Origin of the sequence: Klebsiella sp. 2019SCSN059 (genome assembly GCF_021739525.1) — a bacterium.
Taxonomy (GTDB): Bacteria; Pseudomonadota; Gammaproteobacteria; order Enterobacterales; family Enterobacteriaceae; genus Klebsiella; species Klebsiella quasipneumoniae.
Genome location: NZ_JAKKOM010000012.1, coordinates 122,394 through 144,709 on the forward strand (window position 1 = coordinate 122,394; position 22,316 = coordinate 144,709).

Sequence of the window (22,316 nt, forward strand, 5' to 3'; positions counted from 1 at the left end):
TGTGCAAACGTCCGTCGATTTATCTCAGATCCCGCAGCCTGATATCGTCGAGGTGCCCGATTTTGAAACGGTGCTGGCTGATATCCGGGCGCTTATCGTGGCGGCCATGCCTGCGGAACTTCAGGCTTCTGTGTCTGCTGCGCTGTTGCTGGAATCTGAACCGATGGCGGCACTGGCTCAGGCCTTCACCTATCGCGAGATCCATCTGCTGCAACGCATCAATGAAGCCGTGCGCGCAGTGCTGCTTTCCAGCGCCTTGGGGGCGGATCTCGATCAGGTCTCGGGTAATTTTGACACTGAACGTCTGCTGATTACTGAAGCCACCGACGAGGCGGACGCCGTATACGAAAGCGACGAAGAGCTGCGCGCCCGCACGCTGCTCTCATGGGCGCGCCTGAGCACGGCGGGCGCCCGTAATGCCTATCACTATTTTGCGCGAGGCGCAGATGCGGATGTGCTCGACGTGCGCGCCTATGGCCCGGAGACGCATGATCAGGAGGGCCGCGTTTTCCTTTACGTGCTGTCACGCACCGGGGATGGATCCGCCCCGCAGGCGCTGCTCGATAAAGTCCTGGCGGCGGTTAACCCGGAAGACGTGCGCCCGATTACGGATTATGTGGCTGATTACGTCCGTTCCGCTGTGATAGTGAATTATCAGGTGGTTGCTGACATTTACGTCCCTTACGGCGTGGACACCGCCACGGTGCTGGAAAAAGCCACCGCAGCACTGAACGAATACACCGCCTCAGTGCATCTTATCAACGCCACCGCTGCACGGTCGGGCATAGACGGGGCTTTGCATCAGGACGGCGTTGTCACCGTCGATTTGCATTCACCGGCCGCCGACGTCGTTGCGACGATGGGCGAAGCGCCTCATTGCACCTCTGTGAAAATCAATCTTGTGGTGATGGACTATGACCGCTAATTATCCCGCCAGCATTCTGCCACCCAACGCAACCGCCGTGGAGCGGGCCATCGACAGGGCCAGCGCCGCCGCACTGGAGAGGTTGCCGGTATATCTGATCCGTTGGGTTAAAGATCCGGACAGCTGCCCGCTGGCGCTTCTGCCGTGGCTGGCGTGGGAATACCAGGTTGATACCTGGAATATTAACTGGTCAGAACAAAAGAAACGCGATGCGATCAAGCGCGCCCACTACATCCACCGCCATCGTGGTACGGTCGCCGCCGTCCGTCATGCCCTGGTGGACAGTCCTTTCGGGACGGATATTGTTGAATGGTTCAATCAGAACCCGAAAGGGGATCCGTATACCTTTCGCCTGAACGTGTATCAGAACGATTTGCCGGTGACGGAATACGACCAGCAGGATCTGAAACTGGCGGTGCTGCGCGCCAGGAATCTGCGCAGCTGGTTTTCCGTTCATGTATTTGGCCGACTTCAGGGAACCTCGTATGCGGCCGGTTACATGTACGCCACGGAGAAAATCACGCCGCGCTTTGTCCCGTTGCAGGTGGTTTTATCCCGCTACGAGCTGAATCTGGCCCCCGGTGACGCGGAAACGGTCACGGTGACAATTCTCCCCGAATACGCGGAAGATAAAACCTTTACGGTAACTACATCGGATCAAACAATCGCGACCGTCCGGATAGTAAACGGCGATATTCTGGTTACGGGCATGAAGCGAGGTACCTGTTCGGTCACCGTTACGACGACTAATGGCGTCAGTGCGGTGATAAGCATAAAAGTGGTCGCGGTAATGAAGTTCATTACCCGCATCGACAGTGCAACCAGGCCAATATTCTTTGCTCATATGGACGAGGGTTTCACGGTTGACTATGGCGACGGCATTGACAGCCGGGATTACCGTTTCGATCCCGCCAGTGAAGCTTCAGGTTGGGTTATTCCTACACGTGAATTAGTACAGGGAAAGGAATACACCATCACGGTTAAGAACACGGAAACTGCCTGTCTGCGCAGCCGTTTATCTAACTATTCTTCGAAACTGAACCCTGTTGTGGAATTGATTAGTGTTACAGGGGAAAGAGGTCATCTTTCAGGGTTCGCTTTGGATACCACCGGATTAATGGCTATTCGTCCCGGAGCATTTGACGATTTGCCAAACGTGAATAACTGCAAAAATATTTTTACCAACTGCTCGTCGCTTACAGGTATTCCGGCATCGTTGTTTTCTCGCATGAAGATAGAGGATTTTTCAGACGCATTCAGAGGGTGTACATCGCTTACTGAGGTTCCATCGGGGCTATTTGCAAACCAGCCCGATGTGATCGACTTCTCATCGGTATTTGCAGGCTGCACCGGCCTGATCAGTATCGGCAATAATCTGTTCCACAGCTGTGTATCTGCGGTGAATTTCAGTTACGCGTTTGATGGTTGCTCAATGCTTGCAAATATCGGCACGGGAATATTTACAGGATGCGGTTCAGCAGGGACATTCTCTTATAGCTTCAGGGCGTGTAAAAATCTTCTTGTCTTGCCTGCTGATATGTTTGCGGATGTTCCGGGCGGCGCATTCACCGGCGTATTCCAGAATTGCACGGCACTGACGGCAATTCCCGCCAACCTGTTTAAAACATGTTCTGAAGCGAATCATTTTGGCGGTGCATTCACTGGCTGTTCGCAGCTTCTTTCTGTTCCTGCCGGTCTGTTTGCTGGTCTGTCGAAAGCGACCTATTTCGGCACGGTCTTTTCTGGTTGCAGTTCGCTGAAAACGGTCGGCGCGGGTTTATTTGCCGGGTGCAGCCAGGCGCAGACATTCGCCTCTGCATTTTACAGCTGCCGCTCTCTTGAAACTGTAGCGAAAGATATTTTCAGCGGCTGCGTAGAGGTGACGACCTTTGCCAGTACGTTTTATGGGTGCAGTAGCCTGACGGCGCTCCCGTCTTTTACTGACTGCGCGAAAGTCACCACTTTCTCATACGCTTTTGCTAACTGTGGATCGCTCACGAAAATTGATGCTGATGCTTTTGCTGAGAAAGCGCTGGTAACGACATTCACATACGCTTTTGTAAACTGTACTTCGCTGGTATCTGTGGGGGACGGCGCATTTCGGGGATGTAGCGCGTTAACCAGCCTGGGCTATACGTTTTCAGGTTGCCGCTCTCTGGTTTCTCTCGCGGGAGATATGTTTGCCGGTTGCGCCAAAGTGACAGCCGTCGATTTCTTGTTCGAAAAGTGCTCCGCGCTGGCTGGACTGCCAAAACAACTATTCAGCGACATGGTGTCCCTGAAAGGCATGGGATCGACATTCCGGGATTGTACTTCACTGATCGCGCTACCATCCGGCCTGCTTGATGGTTGCATCAATCTCACTTCGTTAACGCTGACATTCTCGGGTTGTACCTCACTGGCGGTATTGCCCGGCGATTTGCTGAAAAACAACATTCTGCTGTCCGGTGCCGGATCGACGTTCTACGGTTGCACCTCACTGGTAAATATTCCGCCGACGCTGTTCGCGTCCTGCTCGCTTATTACCTCGTTTGGCGCCACGTTCCAGAATACCGGCGTGGAGGAAATACCGGAAAACCTGTTCAGCGGCAACCCGCTGGTGACCTCTTACGGCCAGACTTTCAGGGGCTGTAAAAACCTGCGCTCAGTGCCAGCCGGTCTTTTTGCCGCCAGCATAAGTGCCACGGTATTCACGAATGTCTTTTCGGAATGCAGTGCGCTGGAAGTCGTCGGGGCGGGATTACTCAACACCACGGCGGTAACGACGGTGGGTTATCTGTTTGACGGCTGCGCGTCATTACACAGCGACGTTAACACGATATTTAATCTTGCGAGTTACCCGGAGATTGTCACCACAACGGCAATATTCAGGAGCTGCGCATTACTCGCCGGCAAAGGCCTGGTATTTATGGGCAAAGTGCCGAACGTCACCGCGCACTATTACGCGTTTTATGCCTGTGCGGGCCTGGACGATTACGACGATTTACCCGGCAACTGGATAACGAACAAACTATGAAAACATTCAACCAATTAAAAAGCCTGATCGACTTTTGTCAGACCGATGCGTTTTTCCTGGAACACCTGAACCGGCTTCAGATCGCTGGTGTGATTTATCTTGATGAAGGCGATATCGATGCTGACCGCAAGACCGTGAGTGATGATTTTTATGATCAACTTGCCAGCGTGTACGGCATTGAGCCAGAAACAAAAAGTGAGGAGGTATAATGGCCACGGGACTGACACTAACTACGGCGGGCGCCGCCGAAATCGAGGCCGCGTATCAGGCGGGGGAGGTGGTGGATATTACCTCCGTGCTGATCGGCGATGGTGGCGGCGTGACATTGCCGACCGATCCCGATGAGCTGGCGGCGGTGACGGCGCTTTTTGGACAGTTTGGCCGTGAAACCTTTGACTCTGATTCAAGCTATGAGGGGTTTATCAGCGGGCAGATCGTTATCAACTGTCAGGATTATCCGGGTAAAACGCTCAGAGAAGCGGGGCTGGTCAGCGCTAAGGGTACGCTCATCGCTTACGGCACATACCCGGCGACATACCTCCCGGCGCAATCGGATTCCATTATCAAAGAGATCATTCTGACGCTGGTGTTGACGCTGACGCACAGCTCAAATGTGCAGCTCGTTATCGATCCGACACTTGCCACTATCACGCTGGAAACGGGCGATAAACGTTATCTGCGGCGAGCACAAAATCTTGCTGATTTAAACGATACAGAAGAGGCCCGGGAAAATCTGGAGCTTGGAAACTCAGCCACGCGGGACGTGGGCACCGAGACGGGAACGGTAGCTGCGGGGGATGACTCGCGGATCACCGGTGCACTTCAGAAAGAGAATAATCTTTCCGATCTGAGCGATACATCCGAAGCCCTGAAGGCGCTGGGACTCAACAGCGACGGAGCGGCCTATAGGGCAATTGTTGACGCTATTTTTTACGTTGGGATCGTTATCTCAGGTGAGCAAAGCCCGGCTGAGCGGTTCCCCTGGCAGACGTGGATGGATTTAAGCGAAACCTTTGCTGATAGGGTTGTCAGGATTGGTTCTCAGTATGGTGTGACCGGCGGCAGCAACAAGGTGAAGCTTGAAGCCGATAATTTGCCTCCACACTGGCACCGCTCCGGTGACAGATCCCCCGGAGCAACGTGGGATCCGACCACAACACATGGAACAGATAACCAGAAAAGTGGACCGCTGGCGCTGACTGAAGGAACCTACATTGATGCAGCAGGCCTGAATGAATCTAGCAACAAACCGGTAGATGTGACCAACGAATATGTTTCTCTTTGTATGTGGATAAGAACGACATAAAAATCTCTCTGTGTTTGTGTAATAGTTTCGCCGTAGTAGGAACGCTGAACTCAGACCCGTGTTGAGTTAAAAGATTATTCATGTTGTAATCAATTAGCAGTATGTGAATAACTTATGCGGGGGCGATTTTAACCTTCAATTTATATTTCAATATGTGAAAGATGTGGACTACTGTAGAAATATGTTTTATAAATACGTTTCGTATCCATGTGAAATTGCTGTTAAATGGTCTGGCACATATTTAGCATGTGCCTATACTTAATGTGATGGAGGCAGTAATGGGTAGTATCACAGTTATTTTGGGAGAAAATGGGAAAGGTAAGACAAGGTATTTATTAAATTACCTTGAGGAAAATAAGAGTGATAAATGTATTGCCTTGATTTCTAACTCATTGATAAATCCATTCCCAATGCCTCGCGGCGGTTCGCGGTATCATTGTTATAGATTGAGGGCGAGAAATGTGATGTCCCCACATCATTATTCGCGGGGTATTAATAATTACTTTGGGATTCTTCTCTCAAGATATTCCGTAAAGGACCTTTTTTATATTTTGAGACACGTAGGTTTCGATGATGATTTTATAGTTAGAAGGCGTTCATTATATAAAATCCATAGTTATGATGATGACTCTTCAAATGAGAAAAAATATAAATTGGTACCATCGGAATATAGTAAGGTCTTACATAGGGGCTATCTAAATGAATCAATAGAACTTTCACTCGGCTTTGTCGAAAAATACTCTCATTTTTTTACTGAGGTACATGAATTTCATCTCACTTATTATAGCCACCAACTTCAAAAACAAGATTATCTAGATCATTTAAAATCGGAAAGAGAAATCAGAAGCCACATTGGTAATTCTTCATTTAATCATCTTTTTGAAAGTGAGTTTTTTGTTAGAAAAAACAATGACGTTTTCCCTGTGTCTAGTGCCAGTTCTGGTGAGTTGTATATTCTGGCTCTAGGGCTATTCATACAGAAGTTTTTAGACGATACTGAAAAATTCAACCTGCCGAAAGTTATATTGATCGACGAGCCTGAAAATAGTTTGCATCCAAAATGGCAGCGTGAATATATAGCTTTTCTAAAAGGTTTTATAGGCTATCAGGATGTGGATGTAATCATTGCTACTCATTCACCACTTATAGCTATGGAAAACGATAATTATAATAAAGATATTTCTATAGTGAGTATTAATAATGGAGAGCTCGAACCAATTGATTATGATAGCTATGACAATAATATAGAGCAGATTTATTATCAGCTTTTTGGGGTACTGACACCAAAAAATAGATATCTATCAGAATATTGTAATAAGCTTTTGAAAGATTTTGCCGATGGGAAAATTACTTATGATAAAGTTCGTAATGTCATTATTAGCATGAGTAGCGCATCATTTGATCCTAAGCAAAAAGATTTTCTTGATGATATACTTTCACTTTTGAATAAATTAAGGGGCCGTGTTAATGGCTAGTTTTATTTTTTCAAAAGAAGATTATGAAATAATTGAGTCCTGTGTTGTTCGTGGGCATAAATATTGGGATGATGATTCATTGAGTGATTTAAAAAGGCGATTAAAGGAGTATTTAAAGGACAGGCAGAGGAATGTTTGTTGTTACTGTTTAAGAAGTTTTCATGGGGAGTTTAATCTTGTTATAGATATTGAACATATACTTCCGAAACATAAATATGCAGACTATATGTTTAAAATTGATAATTTAGCCGCTTCATGCAAAAGATGCAATATGAAAATGAAGGGGCGGCGTATTGATTTTATCAAGAATCCTTTTGTAAATAGTGTAAATCCTTTTGCGGGGGAAAATTATTTTTTTATACATCCTAATAGTGATGTATTTGAAGAACATATTCGATATGTTTATGTACAAAATGGACGTGATATTATGGTATTTTATAACATCATAAACAATAGTCCAAAGGGCGTTTTTTCTCACAATTTCTTTGGGTTAGATAAACTTGCCGTATATACTTATAATAAGGCTCAAGGGTTGTCTTTCGAAGATGAGGACTCTTATTCGGGAGATCCTAATGCAGATGACATAGAGGATGATGAGCAGGATGAATTTCATGATCTAGATATTGAGGCTGCTATTGATGAACTATTCAATAAGTATAAATAAGCAAGGGTTCTAATGTTTAATTGCCAACAAATAGAATCGTAATGTTAACGGTTCTATTTGTTGCTCTAAATGTTCCTTGCTCAGAATCTTAGCGGTAAGAACGGTTTTTATACTCTTTGTGTTTGATTTGTTTTTCAATTAGTTGGCTTTGTTTGTGTCTGCAAGCGACAGTCTTGTGAGGTTTTATAGAATATTTTGACTATACTGTAGGGTGTGATGTTGTTATTTGTTGTTTTTCATGTCTTGGAAGAAAATAAATATTTAAGCCTTGGTAAGTCATTTTTTAATGTTATCTTACCGTTAGTATAGACAGCTAAATTAACTTTTAAAAAAATCACGATGTTAATCAACTGGGTCCCTTCTAAGATTTACTGCTATCAGTTCCAGCACTTTCCTTAAGGGTTGTCATCAACTCACTCACATAAGAATTGTGCAGCCGTTCCCTGATATCTTCATCAACCCTTTGCAACGAGAGTGTGAACTCAATTTTTTTCGCCTTACCATAGCGATCGAACTCCTGGTGCGTCTCCTGCAAACCCGTGATGACATACATCCCATAAATAGAGCCGACGCCATCAATCAGAGGCCAGGCTAGCCCAGTATAGGCCATTGTCGAGACAGCACCCAGCGACAGATTGCCGCCGGTGATTTCAGGATACAGCAACCCACCCAGCGTCAGTTGGTTCTCACCTGCGCCAACGTACTGCCATTTTGCGCTGCGGCCCACACGGTCATTCTTTACGTGCCGCCAGTTACGAGATAACTGTAATTGCTGATAGGGCAGTGTCCTGAGTTCAAATACAAAAAGTCCGAATACCATCATCATAGTTATTACTCCTTATTAATCGTTATCCCGGAACGAACCCCGTGCAGCACGTTGCCTTTTATCAATTTCCGCGCGGACAGCTTCGCCAACAAGTCGCGCCAGTTCGCGCGGATTGCTGTTCTGAATGCCGTGCAGATGGATGTGAATATCACCGGAAAAACTATTACCTTGAGCCGCAGCCGCCGTGTGGGTGCTTTGATTCCGGCGTACCGGTTGCCATGCCTGCGTCTGTTTTATCAATGGTTCGCCAGCGGCAATAACCGGGCGAGCGCTGACAGACTGGCGGACAAGCTTCGACTCCTGCCATTCACCACGCACCGCAAAGGCTGGAGGGAGATTTTTAAATACAATGTCACCCGGCCCGATACGTTTGCGCTTTTCCTCATCTAAAAGGCCTTTGGTGTTATCCGCGATTTGGCCCAGCCGCCGCTCTGTTCCAGAGTTGCCCCCGAGCACATTGGGCGGCGGAGCGCTGCCTTTGCTTGCAGGCTTTTCAGATGACCATTGCCACTCCCTTTTAACCATGCGCCCGGATTTTTCATCCCATTCCCACATAACCGGAATAGCCCTGAGTCTGGCCGCTTCCAGCCTGGCTCTTACAATGCCATCGGGGATGAGATCGAGCTTCTCCAGTAACCAGCCGACGCCTTCCATTAACTTCTGAAGCGGCCAAAGCAGAACGCTAAGTGCGGTCCCCAGGACTTCGCCAAAAGTCTGCCCGGCGCTGGCGCATTTGTTTAGCGCCTCGCGACTCTCCTCAACGGGCGTTAATACTTTTTTAAACCAGTTCCAGACGTTTTTGACGCCATTCCCAATGACCCCGAAAACGGGCGCCAGCCGGGAAAATGCGTTATAAACTGGCGCGAACCCCTGGATGACGCCTGTAAAAAAACCGCTAAAGAAGGCCTTAATTGGTCCCCAGTATTTCCAGATCAGTACCCCAGCCGCTACAAACGCAGCCCCCACTAAGCCGATTGGGCTCAATAGCATTGATAAGCCGCCACTCAGCGCCGCAATTTCGCCTTTCACAATGCCGAAGAGAGCAGGGATCCCGGTTAGCCGCAGTGCCAGCCCGCCAATGCTTTTTGACAGGGCGCCAATAGCAGTCACCGGAGAGGTAAAGGCGCCAAGTAACGCACCGCGCAGTGGTACCATCAATCTGGTTAATACGCTGAGGCGTCCGACCAGGCCGCTGAGTAAAGCACCCCATCCGCTAATTTTTGCCAAGGAGCTACCGCCCGCGGCACTCATCATGCGGAACGCTGATACCGTACCTCCTATGCCGCTCCCGCCGGACAGCAGTGCAAACCCGAGCCTGAGCTTTGCAAGCGGCCCTAAAAGTAAACCAGCAGCTAATGACATCCCGCCAATTACAGCGGTCAGTGCCAGTGCAGTCCCGCCGGCGAGTAACAACGTTTGTGAAAGTCTGGGGTTTTCTTCTATCCAGCTTTGAACAGTGCCAATAACCCGGCTAAGCCCCTGTGTCAGCCTGCGCAATGGGCCGTCTACTGTCTCAGCCACAGAAATACGGAACGCCTCCCACGCGCTGTCCAGTTCCTTCAAATCGCCGCCAAGGTTGTCTTTCTTCTTGTTAGCGACGGCGAAGGCTTCCTGATTTTTATGCGCTTCAGCAATTTGTTCATAGAGTGACTGGAGGTAGCCATCACCTGCGCCGTTGACCAAAGACTGGAGGCTCGTAAAACCCTCTTCTCCGGCGATATCTTTGAAAAATGAAACCTGATCCACCTCGCCAAAGCGGGAAACGCGTTTTTGTAGATCGAGAAGAATATCGAACGGACGTCGCATTTTTCCGCTCGCGTCGGCAGTTTCCACTCCCAGCTCTTTGAGTGCCTTTTTGGCTGCCGTAGTAGGGGAGGCCAGGCGGGAGAGTGAGCGACGCATTGCCGTACCGGCCTCACTACCGCGAATACCCACGCGCGCCAGCGTGCCGGTCATGGCTGCGGCTTCTTCCAGGCTAATCCCAAGTCCCGCTGCTACCGGCCCGACAACTTTCATTGTCTCGCCTAGGCTGCTTAGCGTGGTGTTGGTACGGGTAAATGTACCTGTCAGCACATCGCTGACTCGGTCCATTTCTCCGGCGTCGAGGGCGAACTGTGAAAGAATATTTGAGCCGATGTCTGCCGTTTCACCCAGTTCCATACTGCCTGCCAGCGCCATATTGAGCACGCCGGGCAGTGCGGCACGGATAGCATCTGGGGTAAAGCCCGCCATTGCCAGAAAGGCCTGGCCGCTGGCGGCGTCACGTGTGGTAAAGGCGGTTTCAGCACCGAGTTTTTTTGCCTGAGTGCGCAAGGCGGCCAGCTGCGAATCGCTTTTATCGAGCCGCGTCAGCGCCTGGACGTTTGACATTTCCTCATCAAAACCAACCGCAGGCGACAGGAAGCGTCCGGCGCCGTACCCGGCAGCGGTTGCTGTACCTAATGCTATGGCACCGCCAGAGCGCAACTTCCCGGCCATCTGCTGCGCACCCTCGTAACGTTTACGAGCTTGAGTGACCGCAGCAAGTTGCCGTTTTTCCCGTTCAAGGGATTGGTTGTATTGTTCTGTGCGGCGTATCGCGTTACCGATGGTGGCGCTACTACCGGAAAGCATGACGCCATGCTGGCGCAGGGCTGATGCACTCTCACGAAGGCGGGCCACTTCCGTCACACGTTTTGCGGTCAACCGATCAAGCCGCTCACCCAATCGGGACATCAGTATTTGCTGTTTTTCCGTCAGCGTCCCGTTTTTACGTTGCGCTTCTGACAAGCCATCAAAGCGGGCGCGGGCACGTGAGATGGAACGATCGGTTTTGCCGACGGCCGCGGTCATTCGCTGAAAAGTGGCACTGCTCTTATCGAGCCCTTTCAGGGTGGATTGTGTTTTTCTGAGGGAGTCGGAAAGGCCACCCGCACTCTGGCGGGCAGCATTAACGGGGCGGGTAAATCTGTCGATAGCGCTGAAAGCAACGCGTATATCAAGACTCTTCATCACTGGCACCACTTCGAAGCGCCGCCCGCTTGCGCCAGGCTATCACCTCGCCAAGAGCCATGCCGAAAACTTCAGAGGGCGGCCAGTTAAAAATAACGGCAATATCAGCAACCAGATCATCGATCTGGTCAAACGCAACGGTGATTACTCGCTCTCCGTCTCCGCCACGTTCGACGCTCCAGGCTCCGGCGGATTCAAGAAAGGGACCAGAAGCTCTGCCAGCCCGATAAAGTCCAGAGTGTGCATTTCGTTGATTTCTTTTTGTGTCAGCGCAGGCGCGGTGACCCGCGTCAACAGCGTGGCAATTGAGTCTGCATCCATATTGGCAACGCGGATAAGATTCAGGCCGCGCAACGATCCGGCCTGACTGATGGCGCCGGTGATTTCCACCTGACCGATCTCACTGTCTTTACGAACTACCGGCTGCATCAGCGTGAACAGGTTTTTAGTTTTTTTAGCCATGTTAAAAATCTCCGGGCGGCATCTTTGCCACCCTCTGAAAGGTTATTAATTGCCCATGCCAAGGGCGGAGGTGATGCGGTCCGGGAACATGTTCTGACCGTTCTTTTTGTAGATGAAATTCAGCAGATCGATTTCGATAATGGGCTGATCATCAATGGAGAATTTGTAGTAGGTGGATTTAAAGGTGTAGCTTTCCTCCGTGTCTTCTCCCTGTTTTGAGTCCCCACCGTCAAGTTCAGTAAATCGCCCGCGCAGCTCTACCTCGACAAGCTGGCTTTCGCCATCAGTGAAATATTCACCCGCAAAGCGCAGCCGCGTGCCGTCAATTTCTGCTCCGTATTCGAGAAACAGTGCTTTGATGACACCACCAAATACAATGGTGGAATCCAGCGCGCCAGCCTCAAGGCCGAGATCAACACCGACCGCACCCAGCATGCCACCGCCCTGATAGTCCTCTATCTTTCGTGACAGTTTGGGGCGAGTGAAAGAGGTCACTTTTCCCAGATAGTTGTCGCCGTTAACAAAGCAGCTAAAAAGCCGCAGTTTGTGAGGAATAGCCATTATTCACCCCCGAGCGACGCGAACGCCGGTTCGTAAAAATCATCAGTAAAGGTCTGGTATAGCGTCAGATCTTCAAGCGGTGGGACCGGGCTGTAGCTATAGCGCACAATCAGTTTTCCCTGGCGCAAATCCGTGGTGCCGTTGTCCAGCGTGTCATACCAGCAGTCAGCGCCGATAAGCTGGCCGGCAGTGACTTTTTTGCTGAGAGCAGAGCGGATGCCGCTTACCACATCTTTCACGTTGGCCGGAGTGAGCGGGCTGTCAACAGAGGTAAATTGCGCCTCCGCAATACTGTCCGCCAGGATCTGCGCGGTACGGGTAAACACCTCAAAAGTGTAGGTTTCGGTGTCCGTGGTGCGGTTACCCCAGAAGCGGAAACCGTCACGCTTGATAAGCGTCGTGATTTCGTTGTTGTTCAGCTCGTTAGCGTCGCTGTCTTCTGCCTGCAATGCCCAGAATACATCTTTCGAAATACCCAGAACGTTATTCACCACAACGTTGGACAGCGATTTGTGCCAGCCCTGGCTGTTATCAATAGCGGCGCGCAGGCCGCAGGCGTAAGCCGGGGCGGGAAACGTTTCGTTATCATCCGTCAGGGGGTTGTAAGCGATAAAGTCCGGCCAGATCAGCATCAGCTCGCGGTAAGCGAAGGTTTTGCGATAAGCGATAGCCTCCGCCATGGTCGCGCAGCCGTTGCAACCGGCATAAACAAAAGCCCGCAGATTCTGGGCAATCACGCAAAGCTGTGACGTCACTTCCGCAGTGTCGTAGTCCGGCACCGCCAGGATGCGCGGGCGATAGCGGGTTTTGGCCTCCGCCGTCAGCAGGGCATACATTCCCGTATAGCTGTCGCCATCTGTTCCACCAATAATGGCCTGGGACTGGCTGTCGCCGTTACCGGAAGCCTCTTTCACCCGGACAATCACAACACGCGGACTGCACTGATCGGAAATGGCTTTGAGGGCTTTGTAAAGTGACCCGGTTTTACCTGCCTTGCCGAGGACGTTACGTACCCGTGTCAGCAGAACCGGAGTATTGAGCGGGAAAGTTTCCGGATCGGCGTCATCAGCAACCGCAACAATACCGATCACGCTGGAATCAATGTCATTGATTGCCTGCTGTAGGTCGGTATTTTCGCGAGAGCGGACGCCGTGAAAACGAGTTTCAGACATAAGTTCACCATCATGTTGCTCTTTGAGTTCAGGGCAATATTCAACGTTAAGTCTGCTGGCGTCGCCTGGTTGCCGGTCTGCCCGTTCGCTGACAACAAAAAGGGATTCAGCCCCGCGCGCGGGCATGGAATCATCAGCAAAAAACGGGGGAGTTATGTCGATAGCAGACACGCTGACAACAGCAGCCGAAGCGTATGTAGAAAAATTAAGTGAGGTCGTAAAGACGCCAGATTTTAGTATTACGTTGGGTGGTGTAGCCCTGACCGAACTGGCCGACCGAATCACCTCGCTATCTGTTACAGATAACAACGGTTTTGATGCTGACCAGCTAACTCTGTCAGTAGATGACTCTGACGGAATAACGGATTTACCCCCACGCGGTGCGGAGCTGGCGGTGTCCATCGGCTGGCTGGGTGAGGCGTTGATCTACAAAGGCCTCTACACCGTTGACGAGGTGGGGCATAGCGGGCCGCCGGATGTTATTGACATCACCGCACACAGCGCTGATTTTCGCGAAGAGATGAACGTCAGGCGGGAGGTGTCCTGGCATGATGTGACGGTAGAGCGGGTGGTATCGGCCATAGCCCGGCGTTATGACCTGATGCCGATGATTAGCGAGGCCCTGATCGACATTGAGATCGACCATGCGGATCAGACCGAAGAGAGTGACATGTCGTTTTTAACACGCATGGCGGAGATGCTGGGGGCCATTGCCACCGTGAAAAATGGCTGTCTGCTGTTTATCCTGCCTGGGGGCGGCGTCAGTGCATCTGGTAGGGCGCTGCCATCGGCTGAGATAACCCGTGCCAGCGGAGATCGTCACAGGTTCCGCATTGCCGATCGTGATGCTTACACTGGTGTGCGGGCGTACTGGCTGGATCTTAATTTCGGCAAGAAAAAACCGGTCAAGGTCACTAAGCGCAAAACAAATACTGCCAGAAAAAAGCCTGAGGAGAAAAGCAGCCGGCCGGAGGGGGATTACATGGAGGGCGCTGAAGGTAACGTGTATGTTTTGCGTAAAACCTATCAGAACGAAACGGCGGCCAGGCGCGCAGCTGCGGCAAAATGGATACAGCTCCAGAAAGGCGCGGCACAGTTTTCGATAACCCTGGCGCGCGGCCGCGCCGATTTATATCCGGGTATGCATCTGAACGTGTCGGGCTTTAAGCCTGAAATCGATACTCAGGATTGGATCATTGCCAGAGCGGAACATGTGATAGGTGATAACGGATTTACCACGAAAATGGAGCTTGAGGCGAAAATAAGCGACTGGATTGCAGAAACAGAACAGTAGCGGCCATAATAGGCGTGAGTTCAACTCCCTATGGGAGATCATCATGTTTGTTTGTCCCTACTGCGGCGCAAATGCCCGCACCCGCACCAGCCGCCGGTTAAGCGAGTTCACCATCCGGCAATACCATCAATGCCAGAATCTTGAATGCAGCGAGTCATTCACGACACTTAACACCGTAGAGCGCAGAGTAACAAAGCGCTCTACCAGCGCAGATCCTTTGCCGCCAGGATTTATCCCCGGCGACGCTTTCCCTGCTTCTCATTACGGGAACAGTCAACTTAGTCTTGCAGTATAAAAATAGCCCCCTGGAAAGGGGGCTATTCTTGTCAATGTGGTCGATATGTGGACATTTTTGAAATAAATCCTTTTATTTCAATTTATTAAATTCCAAAAAAAAGCCCCGTCGGGGGCGACGGGGAAAAACTCATTGATTATGGAATGATCTGTTCTCTGGTCAGTTCGAGAACAAGGGTTAATCTACGAGGGAAAAGTGCAGGCAAGATGGAGAAAACGTGGAGATTCAGGCTAAAATCCCCGGGAATTGAAGAAAGGAGAAAAGATGAAAAAGTTACTGGCTATTTTGCCCCTGGCGCTGGCCGGCTGCGCCCAGCCGCAGCCCACCGCGCCGACGAAAACCATCGGCATGGCCAATCCCGCGTCGGTCTACTGCCAGCAATCCGGCGGCACCCGGGTGCCGGTGCAAACGCCGCAGGGCGTCAGTACCCAGTGCAAGCTGCCCAGCGGCGAAACCCTCGATGAGTGGGCGCTATGGCGCCGGGACCATCCGGCTAAATCGTAACCGGCAGGGCCACCAGCCAGGCGGCCAGCACCCGGGCATGATTCTGCTCGGTGTTCTTCGCGGCGTACAGCAGCGTCAGCGGCTGGCGCTGCGCCAGCGCCGCCAGCCGCAGGCCCGTTTCGCGATGGGCGTCGAGCTCCTGACGATAGCGCTGGCTGAAGTGGTCGAAATCGATCGCCTCGCCGTGAAAGGCTTTCCGCAGCTCAGCGGACGGCGTTAACTCTTTACACCACTCATCGCAGGCCAGCGCCTCTTTTTTAATCCCCCGCGGCCAGAGACGGTCGACCAGCACCCGATAGCCGTCGCTGCTTTCCTGTGGATCGTACACCCGTTTACATTGAATCATCATCCTGCTCCCTCTGTGCCATCCAGGCGAGCAACTGCGGGATCTGCCCGTCGGAAAATACCGTGATGCCGTGAGCGCGCAGCAGGTCGGCGGCCACGCCGGCGCCCGCTTTGCGCCGCCCGCGAAAGGAACCGTCATAGATAAACTGACTGCCGCAGGTGGGGCTGCCGTCGGTGAGTAATGCCGCCTGACATCCCGCTTCCCGGGCGGCGCTGAGCGCCAGCCAGCTCCGGGCAGTGGATCACCAGACGATCCGCCTGCTGCCAGCGGGACAGGGTCGCCGCCAGCTGCGCTTTCTCGCTACCGTTATATCGCACCTGGAATCCCATCAGGCAGGCGCTGACCAAAAGCTTACTTTTCATCCTCTCTCCCTTTTGCGCTTGATCCAGTATACCTCACCCGCCGGCCACGGCGGGGGGGTGAAAATAAGGATTGTGTTCCGCGGAGGGGATCGCTATCCTGACGTGCCTTGTGCTGCTCGTCTCGTCCAGACATAAGGAACCTGCTATGAAAACCCCTTTACGCCTCGCCCTCGTCGGCGATTATCACCCCGATATTGTTGCCCATCAGGCCATTCCCCTGGCGATAGACGATGCTGCCGCCGTGCTGGAGCAGCCGGTGAAATATGACTGGCTCGCCACCCCGTCGATCGCCTCCGGCGACGCGCTGGCGGAGTACGATGCCGTCTGGGTCGTTCCCGGCAGCCCGTATCGTCACCCGGAAGGCGCGTTTGCCGCTATCCGCTATGCCCGTGAAAACAGCATTCCTTTCCTCGGCACCTGCGGCGGCTTTCAGCATGCGGTGATTGAATACGCCCGTAACGTGCTCGGCTGGCAGGACGCCGGTCATGCGGAAACCGACAGCGAAGGGCGGATGGTGATCGCTCCCCTCAACTGCTCGCTGGTGGAGACTACTGCCGTCGTCGAGCTGCGGGCGAATACGCTGATTGCCCGCGCCTATGGTCGGGAGAGCATTGAAGAGGGCTACCACTGCCGCTACGGGGTGGACAGCGCGTTTGCCGCGGAGCTGGAGCAGGGCGATCTGCGCGTCACCGGCTGGGATGAAGAGGGCGAGATCCGCGCCGTCGAGCTGGTGACGCACCCGTTTTTTGTCGCCACCTTGTTTCAACATGAACGTCATGCGCTGGACGGGCGTCCTGCGCCGCTGGTGCAGGCGTTGCTGCGCGCCGCGGCACAATAACCCTACCGGCAGCGGGCGCTGCCGGTCATTTTCAGGGATGAATCTCCCGGTCGCGCCCGGCGAGGGCGCCGCAGACCGCCATCACCAGCGAAATCAGCGCCACCGCCAGCAGCGGAATATGCCAGTCGCCATTGGCATCGTGGATCCTACCCATCAGCGGCGGTCCGCAGGCGGCCAGCAGATAGCCGACGCTCTGCGCCATCCCCGACAGCGCCGCGGCCTGGTGCGCCGAGCTGGCGCGCAGGCCGATAAACGTCAGGCCGAGGATCATCGTGGCCCCGGAGCCAAAGCCGAACAGCAGCGTCCAGCCGATGGCCAGCCCTGGCAGCAGCCACAGCCCGGCGGCGCTGATGGCGCACATCAGGGCGACCAGCACCGCGATCCCACGCTGGTCGCGCAGCCGATGCAGGATCAACGGTATCGCCAAACCGGGCGCGGCGGTCGCCAGCTGCAGCAGGCCATGCAGCGAGCCGGCCTGCGCTTCGCTATAGCCCATACTCTGCAGAATCGACGGCAGCCAGCCGATAATCACGTAATAGACCAGCGAGTTGATGCCGAGGAACAGCGTCACCTGCCAGGCCAGCGCCGACCGCCAGATCCCCCGGTTATGCATGGCGCCTGAGCCGGTCAGCGGCGCCTCCGCTTGACGCCGGGACTGCGGCAGCCAGCTGACGAGCGCCAGCAGCGGGAAGATCATCAGCAGCAGCAGCGCCCCGCGCCAGCCGAATCCGGCCATCGCCACGGGGACCACCAGCGCCGAGCCAAGCGCCGCCGCGCCGCCCATCGTCAGGGAATAGGCGCCGGTCATCCGGGCGACATGCTGCGAGAAATCCCGTTTAATCAGCCCGGGCAGCAGCACGTTACCCAGCGCAATGCCGCAGCCGATCACCGCCGTGCCGATAAACAGCCATGCAGCGGAGGGCAGGGAGCGCAGGGCAATGCCGGCGCAGATCAGCAGCATCGCCAGCAGCAGGCTGCGCTCCATGCCGAATCGGCGGGCAACCCCAGCCGCCAGCGGCGAGACAAGGCCAAAGGCCAGCAGCGGCAGGGTGGTGAGCAGCCCGGTCTGCGCGGTGGTCAGGCCATAGTCGCTACGAATCGCGTCCAGCAGCGGCGCCGCGCCGGTAAAGACCACGCGCAGGGTGGTGGCGATGAGCAGGATACCGGCAATCAGCAGCGCGGGGCGGCGGCCGGTGGAGGAGATCACAGAAGACATATCATTCTCAAGGTAACTAACGAGGGGGGTTACGATAGCGACTTTGCCCCCTGTTTAAATCAAGCTAAAATGACAGATTATCGCTAATATCGGACAACATGATGATCGGACTGGGTCTGGATGGTTATGAACCGGACAGTGGCCACGAATCGGCTATTGCCTTTCGTATTCGGGTGGTGGAGGCGGAGCAGTATATTCCGGCGCATTCCCACCGTAAGGGGCAGCTGATCCTCGCCCTGCACGGCGCCTTGACCTGCGAGGTGGAGAACGCGATGTGGATGGTGCCGCCGCAGTATGCGGTGTGGGTCCCGGGGCAGCTTTCCCACAGTAACCGCGCCACCCCCGGCGCCCAGGTGTGCTTCCTGTTCATCGAGCCGGGCGCCGCGCCGATGCCGGACCGCTGCTGTACGTTAAAGATTTCCCCACTGGTGCGTGAGCTGATCCTCACCCTGGCGGAACGCGGCGGCGAGTCGCTGGCCGCCCCCGCCACGGCCCGGCTGGTGCAGGTGCTGTTTGATGAGCTGCCCCGGCAGCCGCAGGAGCACCTGCAGCTGCCGGTATCGAACCACCCGAAAATTCGCCAGATGGTGACGATGATGGCCGAGGATCCGGCGCGCTGGCAGACCCTGAGCCAGTGGGCGGCGGAGTTCGCGATGAGCGAGCGCAATCTGGCGCGGCTGGTGGTGCGTGAAACGGGGCTGAGCTTTCGCCGCTGGCGCCATCAGCTGCAGCTGATCCTTGCGCTGCAGCAGCTGATCCGCGGGCAGACGGTGCAGCAGACGGCCCAGGCGCTGGGCTACGATTCCACCACCGCCTTCATCACCATGTTTAAGAAAGGGCTCGGACAGACGCCGGGTCGCTATCACGGCAGCCTGGCTACGACTTCCCAATAAACAACGAGATGATCCCGGCGGCAATCAGCGGCCCGACCGGGACGCCGCGAAACAGGGCGACGCCGAGCACCGTACCGACCAGCAGTCCGGCCACCAGATGCGGCTGGGAGCCCATCAGCGAGACGCCGCGCCCGCCGAGCCACGAAACAAACACCCCGACCGCAATCGCCAGCAGTGATTTCCAGTTCATAAAGGAGTGGATCAGGGTCGACGGCGGCAGCGTGCCGCTGGCGATGGGCGCCATCACGCCGATAGTCAGAATGATGATCCCGACGGTCAGTCCCTGTTTCTCAATCCAGGGAAAGAAGGCGTTCAGCGGCGTGACGCGCACGATAATCAGCACGAGGATGGAGATCGCTACGGTGGTGTTATGGCTGATAAAGCCGAGCGCCGCCAGACCCAGCAGGATCAACAGGGTGGTATCAAACATGTACAGAGGTCCTTGCCAAAAAAAGAATGCCAAAAAATATCCCGCTTACTCTACGCATCATGGCGTGAATAAACAGGATTTTTGCGCCATGCGGCGGAAATCAGGGCCGATGCCCGGTTAGCTAAGACGGCGAAAGGTCGCGATCTCCGGTCGGGCGATATGTAAATAGTCTTCGGTATCGAGAATGATCGACCGGTCCAGGCGCCCGGCGTTAAAGGCGATTTGTGGAAAGCGCTCAAACAGCAGCGGGTCGGCCACCAGGCGCAGCGCCGGATGGAAGCTGAAGGGGGGAATGGCGCCGAACACGCAGGCGGTGAGCGCCTCCACTTCCGCCGGGCTGGCCAGCGAGGCTTTGCTGCCGCCGATATGCCGGGCCAGGCTGGCCAGATCGGCCTGCTGATCGGCGGCGAGGATCGCCAGCACATGCTGGTTGACGCCGTTTCCTTTTACTTTACAGACTAACGCTTTCGCGCCCTGGCCAAGCGCGGTGCCGCGGATCGCCGAGACGGCTTCGCACTGGCCGACCGCGTCGTGCGCCATCACCCGGTAGCGCGCCTGGTGTTCGTCGAGCAGCGCGCACAGCCGCTGGTGGATATTACCTTCTACTGCTTCAAGCATAGCGTCCTCCTGACAGCATAAAGCAGCCAGCTTAGCGCTGTTGCGCCGGCCTGCCAACGGTGGGCCGGGAAATTCACCATTCGCTCATTATTGCTTCACAGTGCTGTGTTGCAATCCCGCAGGGCTGGATGAGTTTTGTAAATAAAAAAAAGAATGATTTTCATTTTCAATCGAACTTTTTTTATTTCGCTCAGTCTTTATCGGACGACACAGAATATTAATGATTGCCGTAATGAGGTTAGGATGATGCACGATGCAACCATGCAGGGTTCCCCACGCAAGAAGTTTAATAAAATAAGGGAACTCAACAGACGGCGAAATTACTTCACTAAGAAAGTACGTAATGCCCTGCGGGTGGGAGTGGCGAAAGCGCTCTGGGATCGCCGACGCCGTCAGCCGGTGGATTTGTCGTCCGCGAAAACCGTCTTACTGATGCGCAACGAGGGGGCGGTCGGCGATGTGGTAGTGGATTCCGCGCTGGTGAAATGCCTGCATCAGTCAGGCTATATCGTTGATTTCCTGCTGACGACCTCTAATAGCCAGGTGATGCGTTATAACCCGCGGATCCGCCATATTTATGAAGCTGACCCGGTCACGTCCGCCGATTTTTTGCGAAAATTTAATCATAACGTTCCCCGCGACGTTATTAATGAACTGGCTAATAATAAGTACGATATTATTATTGACCCTTCGCTGTTCGATATTCCCGTGCATCGTCTACGGCTTTTCCGACAAATAAAAGCGAAATCGGTGCTCGGGTTTAATAAATGGCCGTCGATTAAGCACTACTCCCACTCATTTGATTTTGACTGCCAGCGCTGGCACGTGACGAAAACGTTCGAGTTGATCGCCGACTATCTCAAACTGGACACCTGCGGGCTGGATGCTTACGACCTGGCGATCCCCGGGCCGATTATGCAGGAGGTGGCGCAGTATCTGGCGTCGCTGAGCGGAAAAGCGGTAGTGATTAATATTTTTGCCGGCCATGCCGACCGGAGTCTCTCCCAGACGCAGCTGGCCGAACTCCTCGACAAACTGCTGGCTCGCCATTCGGGGATCGCGGTGATTCTGCTCGATCACCGGCGCGAGATCCGCATCCCGCTGCCGCCGGAGGTGGTGGTTAATCCATTTAACACGTTGCACCATGCGATGGCGCTGATTGCCCAGGCGGAGCTGATTATCTCCCCGGACACCTCGGTGGTGCACATGGCGGCGGCGTGGAACAAACCGCTGATCGCGGTCTACAAGGACGTTCTGCTCAACAACCGTCTGTGGGCGCCGGGCTATGACAACGCCAGGCAGGTTATCGTTAAATGCGGGAAGGTGCATCAGCATCGCGAGCTGGTGGATCGGATAATGGCGGCGCTGCCGGAGACGCTGTGAGGCGATGAGGGGAGGCTCACCTGCTGGCCGTATGCAAGAGCCAGCAGGTGAGCGAAGGTTGCATTGCCAGTCTGCAACCGCCGCTATTGTACTGTTGCCCGTGGCTCTGCCACATCCGGGAAAGCTCTTAAAGAGGGGGGGGCCGCGAGGGACGGGCGGGATTACTCTTCAGTGAGCCACATGTCCGCCTCTTCAAACATCTCCTGCACCGTGCGGCTGATCAGCTCTTTTTCATGCTTGCTGGCGTCGGTGTTGATCGCCGGGAGCGTCATCATCGGCTTCACCCGCACTTCCGCCTCCGGAAAAATGCGCTGCATGCGTTTGGTCAGCTCGTTAAGAATGGTCTCTCTGGCGCCCGGCAGCCCGGCAAAATTGCGCTTGTCATAAATCAGTTCCACAAACATCTTCTGTCCTCTGTATGCTGATCGCGGGCGATAGTTTTACTGTATTAATGTACAGTGTCAAGCGATTGCCGCGGCGCTGCGCATCCGCCATCTCGCGCGGCGGGCGGGCTGCGCGCAAAAGCAGCAAACGGTTCGCCACCGACGACGGTGACCTTTAGTGACATCAAGGAGTTATTTCAGTGCTGGCGATTGATAGCTGGAGCCGATATTGACCGGCAAAACTACTGTATATATATTCAGTGTGCGCCGGGAGACCGGTAGAGATCAAGGGGTGAAAGTCCCCGACCATTGAAGGACCAGCAATCCACAAGGTCCCCGAGTCATGCGTTGCATAC

General features: G+C 53.8%; 23 protein-coding genes and 2 pseudogenes. 12 read left to right on the top strand and 13 right to left on the bottom strand.

Annotation, left to right across the window (positions count from 1 at the left end; genetic code table 11):
- The first annotated feature begins 1 nt into the window (after position 1).
- The 6 genes from L2I46_RS14815 to L2I46_RS14840 all read left to right on the top strand — a co-directional run bounded on the left by L2I46_RS14815 (position 2) and on the right by L2I46_RS14840 (position 7,386).
- The gene (locus tag L2I46_RS14815) at positions 2-925 is read left to right on the top strand and encodes a baseplate assembly protein (protein ID WP_024359483.1); all 924 of its coding nucleotides are present in this window, start codon (positions 2-4) and stop codon (positions 923-925) included.
- Positions 915-3,941 carry a phage tail protein I gene (locus L2I46_RS14820; RefSeq protein ID WP_236947984.1) on the top strand — a complete coding sequence of 1,009 codons (3,027 nt, stop codon included), beginning with the start codon at positions 915-917 and terminating at the stop codon, positions 3,939-3,941. The genes L2I46_RS14815 and L2I46_RS14820 overlap by 11 nt, the downstream gene beginning before the upstream one ends.
- A complete protein-coding gene (locus L2I46_RS14825) occupies positions 3,938-4,150 on the top strand; it encodes a hypothetical protein (RefSeq protein ID WP_009486478.1) in 213 nt (70 codons plus the stop codon). The genes L2I46_RS14820 and L2I46_RS14825 overlap by 4 nt, the downstream gene beginning before the upstream one ends.
- Positions 4,150-5,247, top strand: coding sequence for a phage tail-collar fiber domain-containing protein (locus tag L2I46_RS14830; RefSeq protein ID WP_117053924.1), 1,098 nt, complete (start codon positions 4,150-4,152; stop codon positions 5,245-5,247). Before L2I46_RS14825 ends, L2I46_RS14830 begins: the two co-directional genes overlap by 1 nt.
- A 278-nt stretch (positions 5,248-5,525) precedes the next feature.
- The gene (locus L2I46_RS14835) at positions 5,526-6,722 is read left to right on the top strand and encodes an AAA family ATPase (RefSeq protein WP_172616887.1); all 1,197 of its coding nucleotides are present in this window, start codon (positions 5,526-5,528) and stop codon (positions 6,720-6,722) included.
- Positions 6,715-7,386: an HNH endonuclease gene (locus L2I46_RS14840; protein ID WP_117053926.1), complete on the top strand. Its 672-nt coding sequence runs from the start codon at positions 6,715-6,717 to the stop codon at positions 7,384-7,386. The genes L2I46_RS14835 and L2I46_RS14840 overlap by 8 nt, the downstream gene beginning before the upstream one ends.
- Positions 7,387-7,747: 361 nt before the next feature.
- Here L2I46_RS14840 and L2I46_RS14845 read toward each other — a convergent pair whose 3' ends face one another.
- Genes L2I46_RS14845 through L2I46_RS14870 form a run of 6 tightly spaced genes read right to left on the bottom strand, consistent with a single transcriptional unit; the run spans position 7,748 to position 13,398 of the window.
- Positions 7,748-8,212 (bottom strand): phage tail protein, encoded by a 465-nt coding sequence (locus tag L2I46_RS14845; RefSeq protein WP_117053927.1) that lies wholly within the window; start codon positions 8,210-8,212, stop codon positions 7,748-7,750.
- A 15-nt stretch (positions 8,213-8,227) separates the two neighbouring features.
- The gene (locus L2I46_RS14850; RefSeq protein ID WP_236947985.1) at positions 8,228-11,203 is read right to left on the bottom strand and encodes a phage tail tape measure protein; all 2,976 of its coding nucleotides are present in this window, start codon (positions 11,201-11,203) and stop codon (positions 8,228-8,230) included.
- Entirely contained in the window at positions 11,190-11,348 is a 159-nt protein-coding gene (locus L2I46_RS14855) for a GpE family phage tail protein (protein WP_071839164.1), read from the bottom strand. The genes L2I46_RS14850 and L2I46_RS14855 overlap by 14 nt, the downstream gene beginning before the upstream one ends.
- Positions 11,348-11,665: a hypothetical protein gene (locus L2I46_RS14860; RefSeq protein WP_004131585.1), complete on the bottom strand. Its 318-nt coding sequence runs from the start codon at positions 11,663-11,665 to the stop codon at positions 11,348-11,350. Before L2I46_RS14860 ends, L2I46_RS14855 begins: the two co-directional genes overlap by 1 nt.
- Before the next feature lie 45 nt (positions 11,666-11,710).
- Positions 11,711-12,226: a phage major tail tube protein gene (locus L2I46_RS14865; RefSeq protein ID WP_009486472.1), complete on the bottom strand. Its 516-nt coding sequence runs from the start codon at positions 12,224-12,226 to the stop codon at positions 11,711-11,713.
- Entirely contained in the window at positions 12,226-13,398 is a 1,173-nt protein-coding gene (locus L2I46_RS14870) for a phage tail sheath subtilisin-like domain-containing protein (protein WP_117053929.1), read from the bottom strand. The genes L2I46_RS14865 and L2I46_RS14870 overlap by 1 nt, the downstream gene beginning before the upstream one ends.
- A gap of 154 nt (positions 13,399-13,552) precedes the next feature.
- Between L2I46_RS14870 and L2I46_RS14875 the strand changes: the two genes are divergently transcribed.
- The 3 genes from L2I46_RS14875 (at position 13,553) to L2I46_RS14885 (ending at position 15,491) form a co-directional block, all read left to right on the top strand.
- The gene (locus L2I46_RS14875; RefSeq protein WP_219718485.1) at positions 13,553-14,692 is read left to right on the top strand and encodes a phage late control D family protein; all 1,140 of its coding nucleotides are present in this window, start codon (positions 13,553-13,555) and stop codon (positions 14,690-14,692) included.
- 43 nt (positions 14,693-14,735) lie between these two features.
- Positions 14,736-14,987: an ogr/Delta-like zinc finger family protein gene (locus L2I46_RS14880; RefSeq protein ID WP_004213128.1), complete on the top strand. Its 252-nt coding sequence runs from the start codon at positions 14,736-14,738 to the stop codon at positions 14,985-14,987.
- Between the two features lie 264 nt (positions 14,988-15,251).
- A complete protein-coding gene (locus tag L2I46_RS14885; protein WP_023289245.1) occupies positions 15,252-15,491 on the top strand; it encodes a putative hemolysin in 240 nt (79 codons plus the stop codon).
- Here L2I46_RS14885 and L2I46_RS14890 read toward each other — a convergent pair.
- Together L2I46_RS14890 and L2I46_RS14895 are read right to left on the bottom strand one after the other, a co-directional pair.
- Complete coding sequence (locus tag L2I46_RS14890; protein ID WP_272909787.1) at positions 15,481-15,837, bottom strand: DUF488 domain-containing protein; 357 nt, start codon at positions 15,835-15,837, stop codon at positions 15,481-15,483. The two genes, L2I46_RS14885 and L2I46_RS14890, sit on opposite strands and share 11 nt — an antisense overlap.
- A pseudogene (locus L2I46_RS14895) lies at positions 15,824-16,199 on the bottom strand (DUF523 domain-containing protein). Before L2I46_RS14895 ends, L2I46_RS14890 begins: the two are co-directional and overlap by 14 nt.
- 145 nt (positions 16,200-16,344) lie before the next feature.
- Here L2I46_RS14895 and L2I46_RS14900 point away from each other — a divergent pair.
- Positions 16,345-17,037 (top strand): CTP synthase C-terminal region-related (seleno)protein, encoded by a 693-nt coding sequence (locus L2I46_RS14900; protein ID WP_065882966.1) that lies wholly within the window; start codon positions 16,345-16,347, stop codon positions 17,035-17,037.
- Between the two features lie 31 nt (positions 17,038-17,068).
- Here the strand turns inward: L2I46_RS14900 and L2I46_RS14905 are convergent, their stop codons facing one another.
- Positions 17,069-18,244 (bottom strand): CynX/NimT family MFS transporter, encoded by a 1,176-nt coding sequence (locus L2I46_RS14905; protein WP_072096660.1) that lies wholly within the window; start codon positions 18,242-18,244, stop codon positions 17,069-17,071.
- A gap of 107 nt (positions 18,245-18,351) precedes the next feature.
- Between L2I46_RS14905 and L2I46_RS14910 the strand changes: the two genes are divergently transcribed.
- Positions 18,352-19,146 carry an AraC family transcriptional regulator gene (locus L2I46_RS14910; RefSeq protein ID WP_072096654.1) on the top strand — a complete coding sequence of 265 codons (795 nt, stop codon included), beginning with the start codon at positions 18,352-18,354 and terminating at the stop codon, positions 19,144-19,146.
- Here the strand turns inward: L2I46_RS14910 and L2I46_RS14915 are convergent.
- The 3 genes and pseudogenes from L2I46_RS14915 to L2I46_RS14925 form a co-directional block, all read right to left on the bottom strand.
- The gene (locus L2I46_RS14915) at positions 19,130-19,576 is read right to left on the bottom strand and encodes a DUF441 domain-containing protein (RefSeq protein WP_004203746.1); all 447 of its coding nucleotides are present in this window, start codon (positions 19,574-19,576) and stop codon (positions 19,130-19,132) included. The genes L2I46_RS14910 and L2I46_RS14915 overlap by 17 nt on opposite strands.
- A 117-nt stretch (positions 19,577-19,693) precedes the next feature.
- A complete protein-coding gene (locus tag L2I46_RS14920) occupies positions 19,694-20,194 on the bottom strand; it encodes a YbaK/prolyl-tRNA synthetase associated domain-containing protein (protein ID WP_023289251.1) in 501 nt (166 codons plus the stop codon).
- Positions 20,195-20,289: 95 nt separating this feature from the next.
- A pseudogene (locus L2I46_RS14925) lies at positions 20,290-20,446 on the bottom strand (hypothetical protein).
- Here L2I46_RS14925 and L2I46_RS14930 point away from each other — a divergent pair.
- Entirely contained in the window at positions 20,441-21,577 is a 1,137-nt protein-coding gene (locus L2I46_RS14930; protein WP_236947988.1) for a glycosyltransferase family 9 protein, read from the top strand. The pseudogene L2I46_RS14925 and the gene L2I46_RS14930 overlap by 6 nt on opposite strands.
- 161 nt (positions 21,578-21,738) lie before the next feature.
- Here the strand turns inward: L2I46_RS14930 and L2I46_RS14935 are convergent, their stop codons facing one another.
- Positions 21,739-21,981, bottom strand: a complete 243-nt coding sequence (locus L2I46_RS14935; protein WP_004203750.1) for a DinI family protein — start codon at positions 21,979-21,981, stop codon at positions 21,739-21,741.
- Positions 21,982-22,316 lie beyond the last annotated feature (335 nt).

Excerpts from the sequence above, each read along its gene's own strand:
- L2I46_RS14915 (WP_004203746.1), bottom strand. The coding sequence starts at position 19,576 with ATGTTTGATACCACCCTGTTGATCCTGCTGGGTCTGGCGGCGCTCGGC.
- L2I46_RS14840 (WP_117053926.1), top strand. The coding sequence starts at position 6,715 with ATGGCTAGTTTTATTTTTTCAAAAGAAGATTATGAAATAATTGAGTCC.
- L2I46_RS14935 (WP_004203750.1), bottom strand. The coding sequence starts at position 21,981 with ATGTTTGTGGAACTGATTTATGACAAGCGCAATTTTGCCGGGCTGCCG.
- L2I46_RS14880 (WP_004213128.1), top strand. The coding sequence starts at position 14,736 with ATGTTTGTTTGTCCCTACTGCGGCGCAAATGCCCGCACCCGCACCAGC.
- L2I46_RS14910 (WP_072096654.1), top strand. The coding sequence starts at position 18,352 with ATGATGATCGGACTGGGTCTGGATGGTTATGAACCGGACAGTGGCCAC.
- L2I46_RS14885 (WP_023289245.1), top strand. The coding sequence starts at position 15,252 with ATGAAAAAGTTACTGGCTATTTTGCCCCTGGCGCTGGCCGGCTGCGCC.
- L2I46_RS14820 (WP_236947984.1), top strand. The coding sequence starts at position 915 with ATGACCGCTAATTATCCCGCCAGCATTCTGCCACCCAACGCAACCGCC.
- L2I46_RS14875 (WP_219718485.1), top strand. The coding sequence starts at position 13,553 with ATGTCGATAGCAGACACGCTGACAACAGCAGCCGAAGCGTATGTAGAA.
- L2I46_RS14870 (WP_117053929.1), bottom strand. The coding sequence starts at position 13,398 with ATGTCTGAAACTCGTTTTCACGGCGTCCGCTCTCGCGAAAATACCGAC.
- L2I46_RS14825 (WP_009486478.1), top strand. The coding sequence starts at position 3,938 with ATGAAAACATTCAACCAATTAAAAAGCCTGATCGACTTTTGTCAGACC.
- L2I46_RS14860 (WP_004131585.1), bottom strand. The coding sequence starts at position 11,665 with ATGGCTAAAAAAACTAAAAACCTGTTCACGCTGATGCAGCCGGTAGTT.
- L2I46_RS14865 (WP_009486472.1), bottom strand. The coding sequence starts at position 12,226 with ATGGCTATTCCTCACAAACTGCGGCTTTTTAGCTGCTTTGTTAACGGC.
- L2I46_RS14830 (WP_117053924.1), top strand. The coding sequence starts at position 4,150 with ATGGCCACGGGACTGACACTAACTACGGCGGGCGCCGCCGAAATCGAG.
- L2I46_RS14845 (WP_117053927.1), bottom strand. The coding sequence starts at position 8,212 with ATGATGATGGTATTCGGACTTTTTGTATTTGAACTCAGGACACTGCCC.
- L2I46_RS14900 (WP_065882966.1), top strand. The coding sequence starts at position 16,345 with ATGAAAACCCCTTTACGCCTCGCCCTCGTCGGCGATTATCACCCCGAT.
- L2I46_RS14890 (WP_272909787.1), bottom strand. The coding sequence starts at position 15,837 with ATGATTCAATGTAAACGGGTGTACGATCCACAGGAAAGCAGCGACGGC.
- L2I46_RS14920 (WP_023289251.1), bottom strand. The coding sequence starts at position 20,194 with ATGCTTGAAGCAGTAGAAGGTAATATCCACCAGCGGCTGTGCGCGCTG.
- L2I46_RS14835 (WP_172616887.1), top strand. The coding sequence starts at position 5,526 with ATGGGTAGTATCACAGTTATTTTGGGAGAAAATGGGAAAGGTAAGACA.
- L2I46_RS14850 (WP_236947985.1), bottom strand. The coding sequence starts at position 11,203 with ATGAAGAGTCTTGATATACGCGTTGCTTTCAGCGCTATCGACAGATTT.
- L2I46_RS14930 (WP_236947988.1), top strand. The coding sequence starts at position 20,441 with ATGCACGATGCAACCATGCAGGGTTCCCCACGCAAGAAGTTTAATAAA.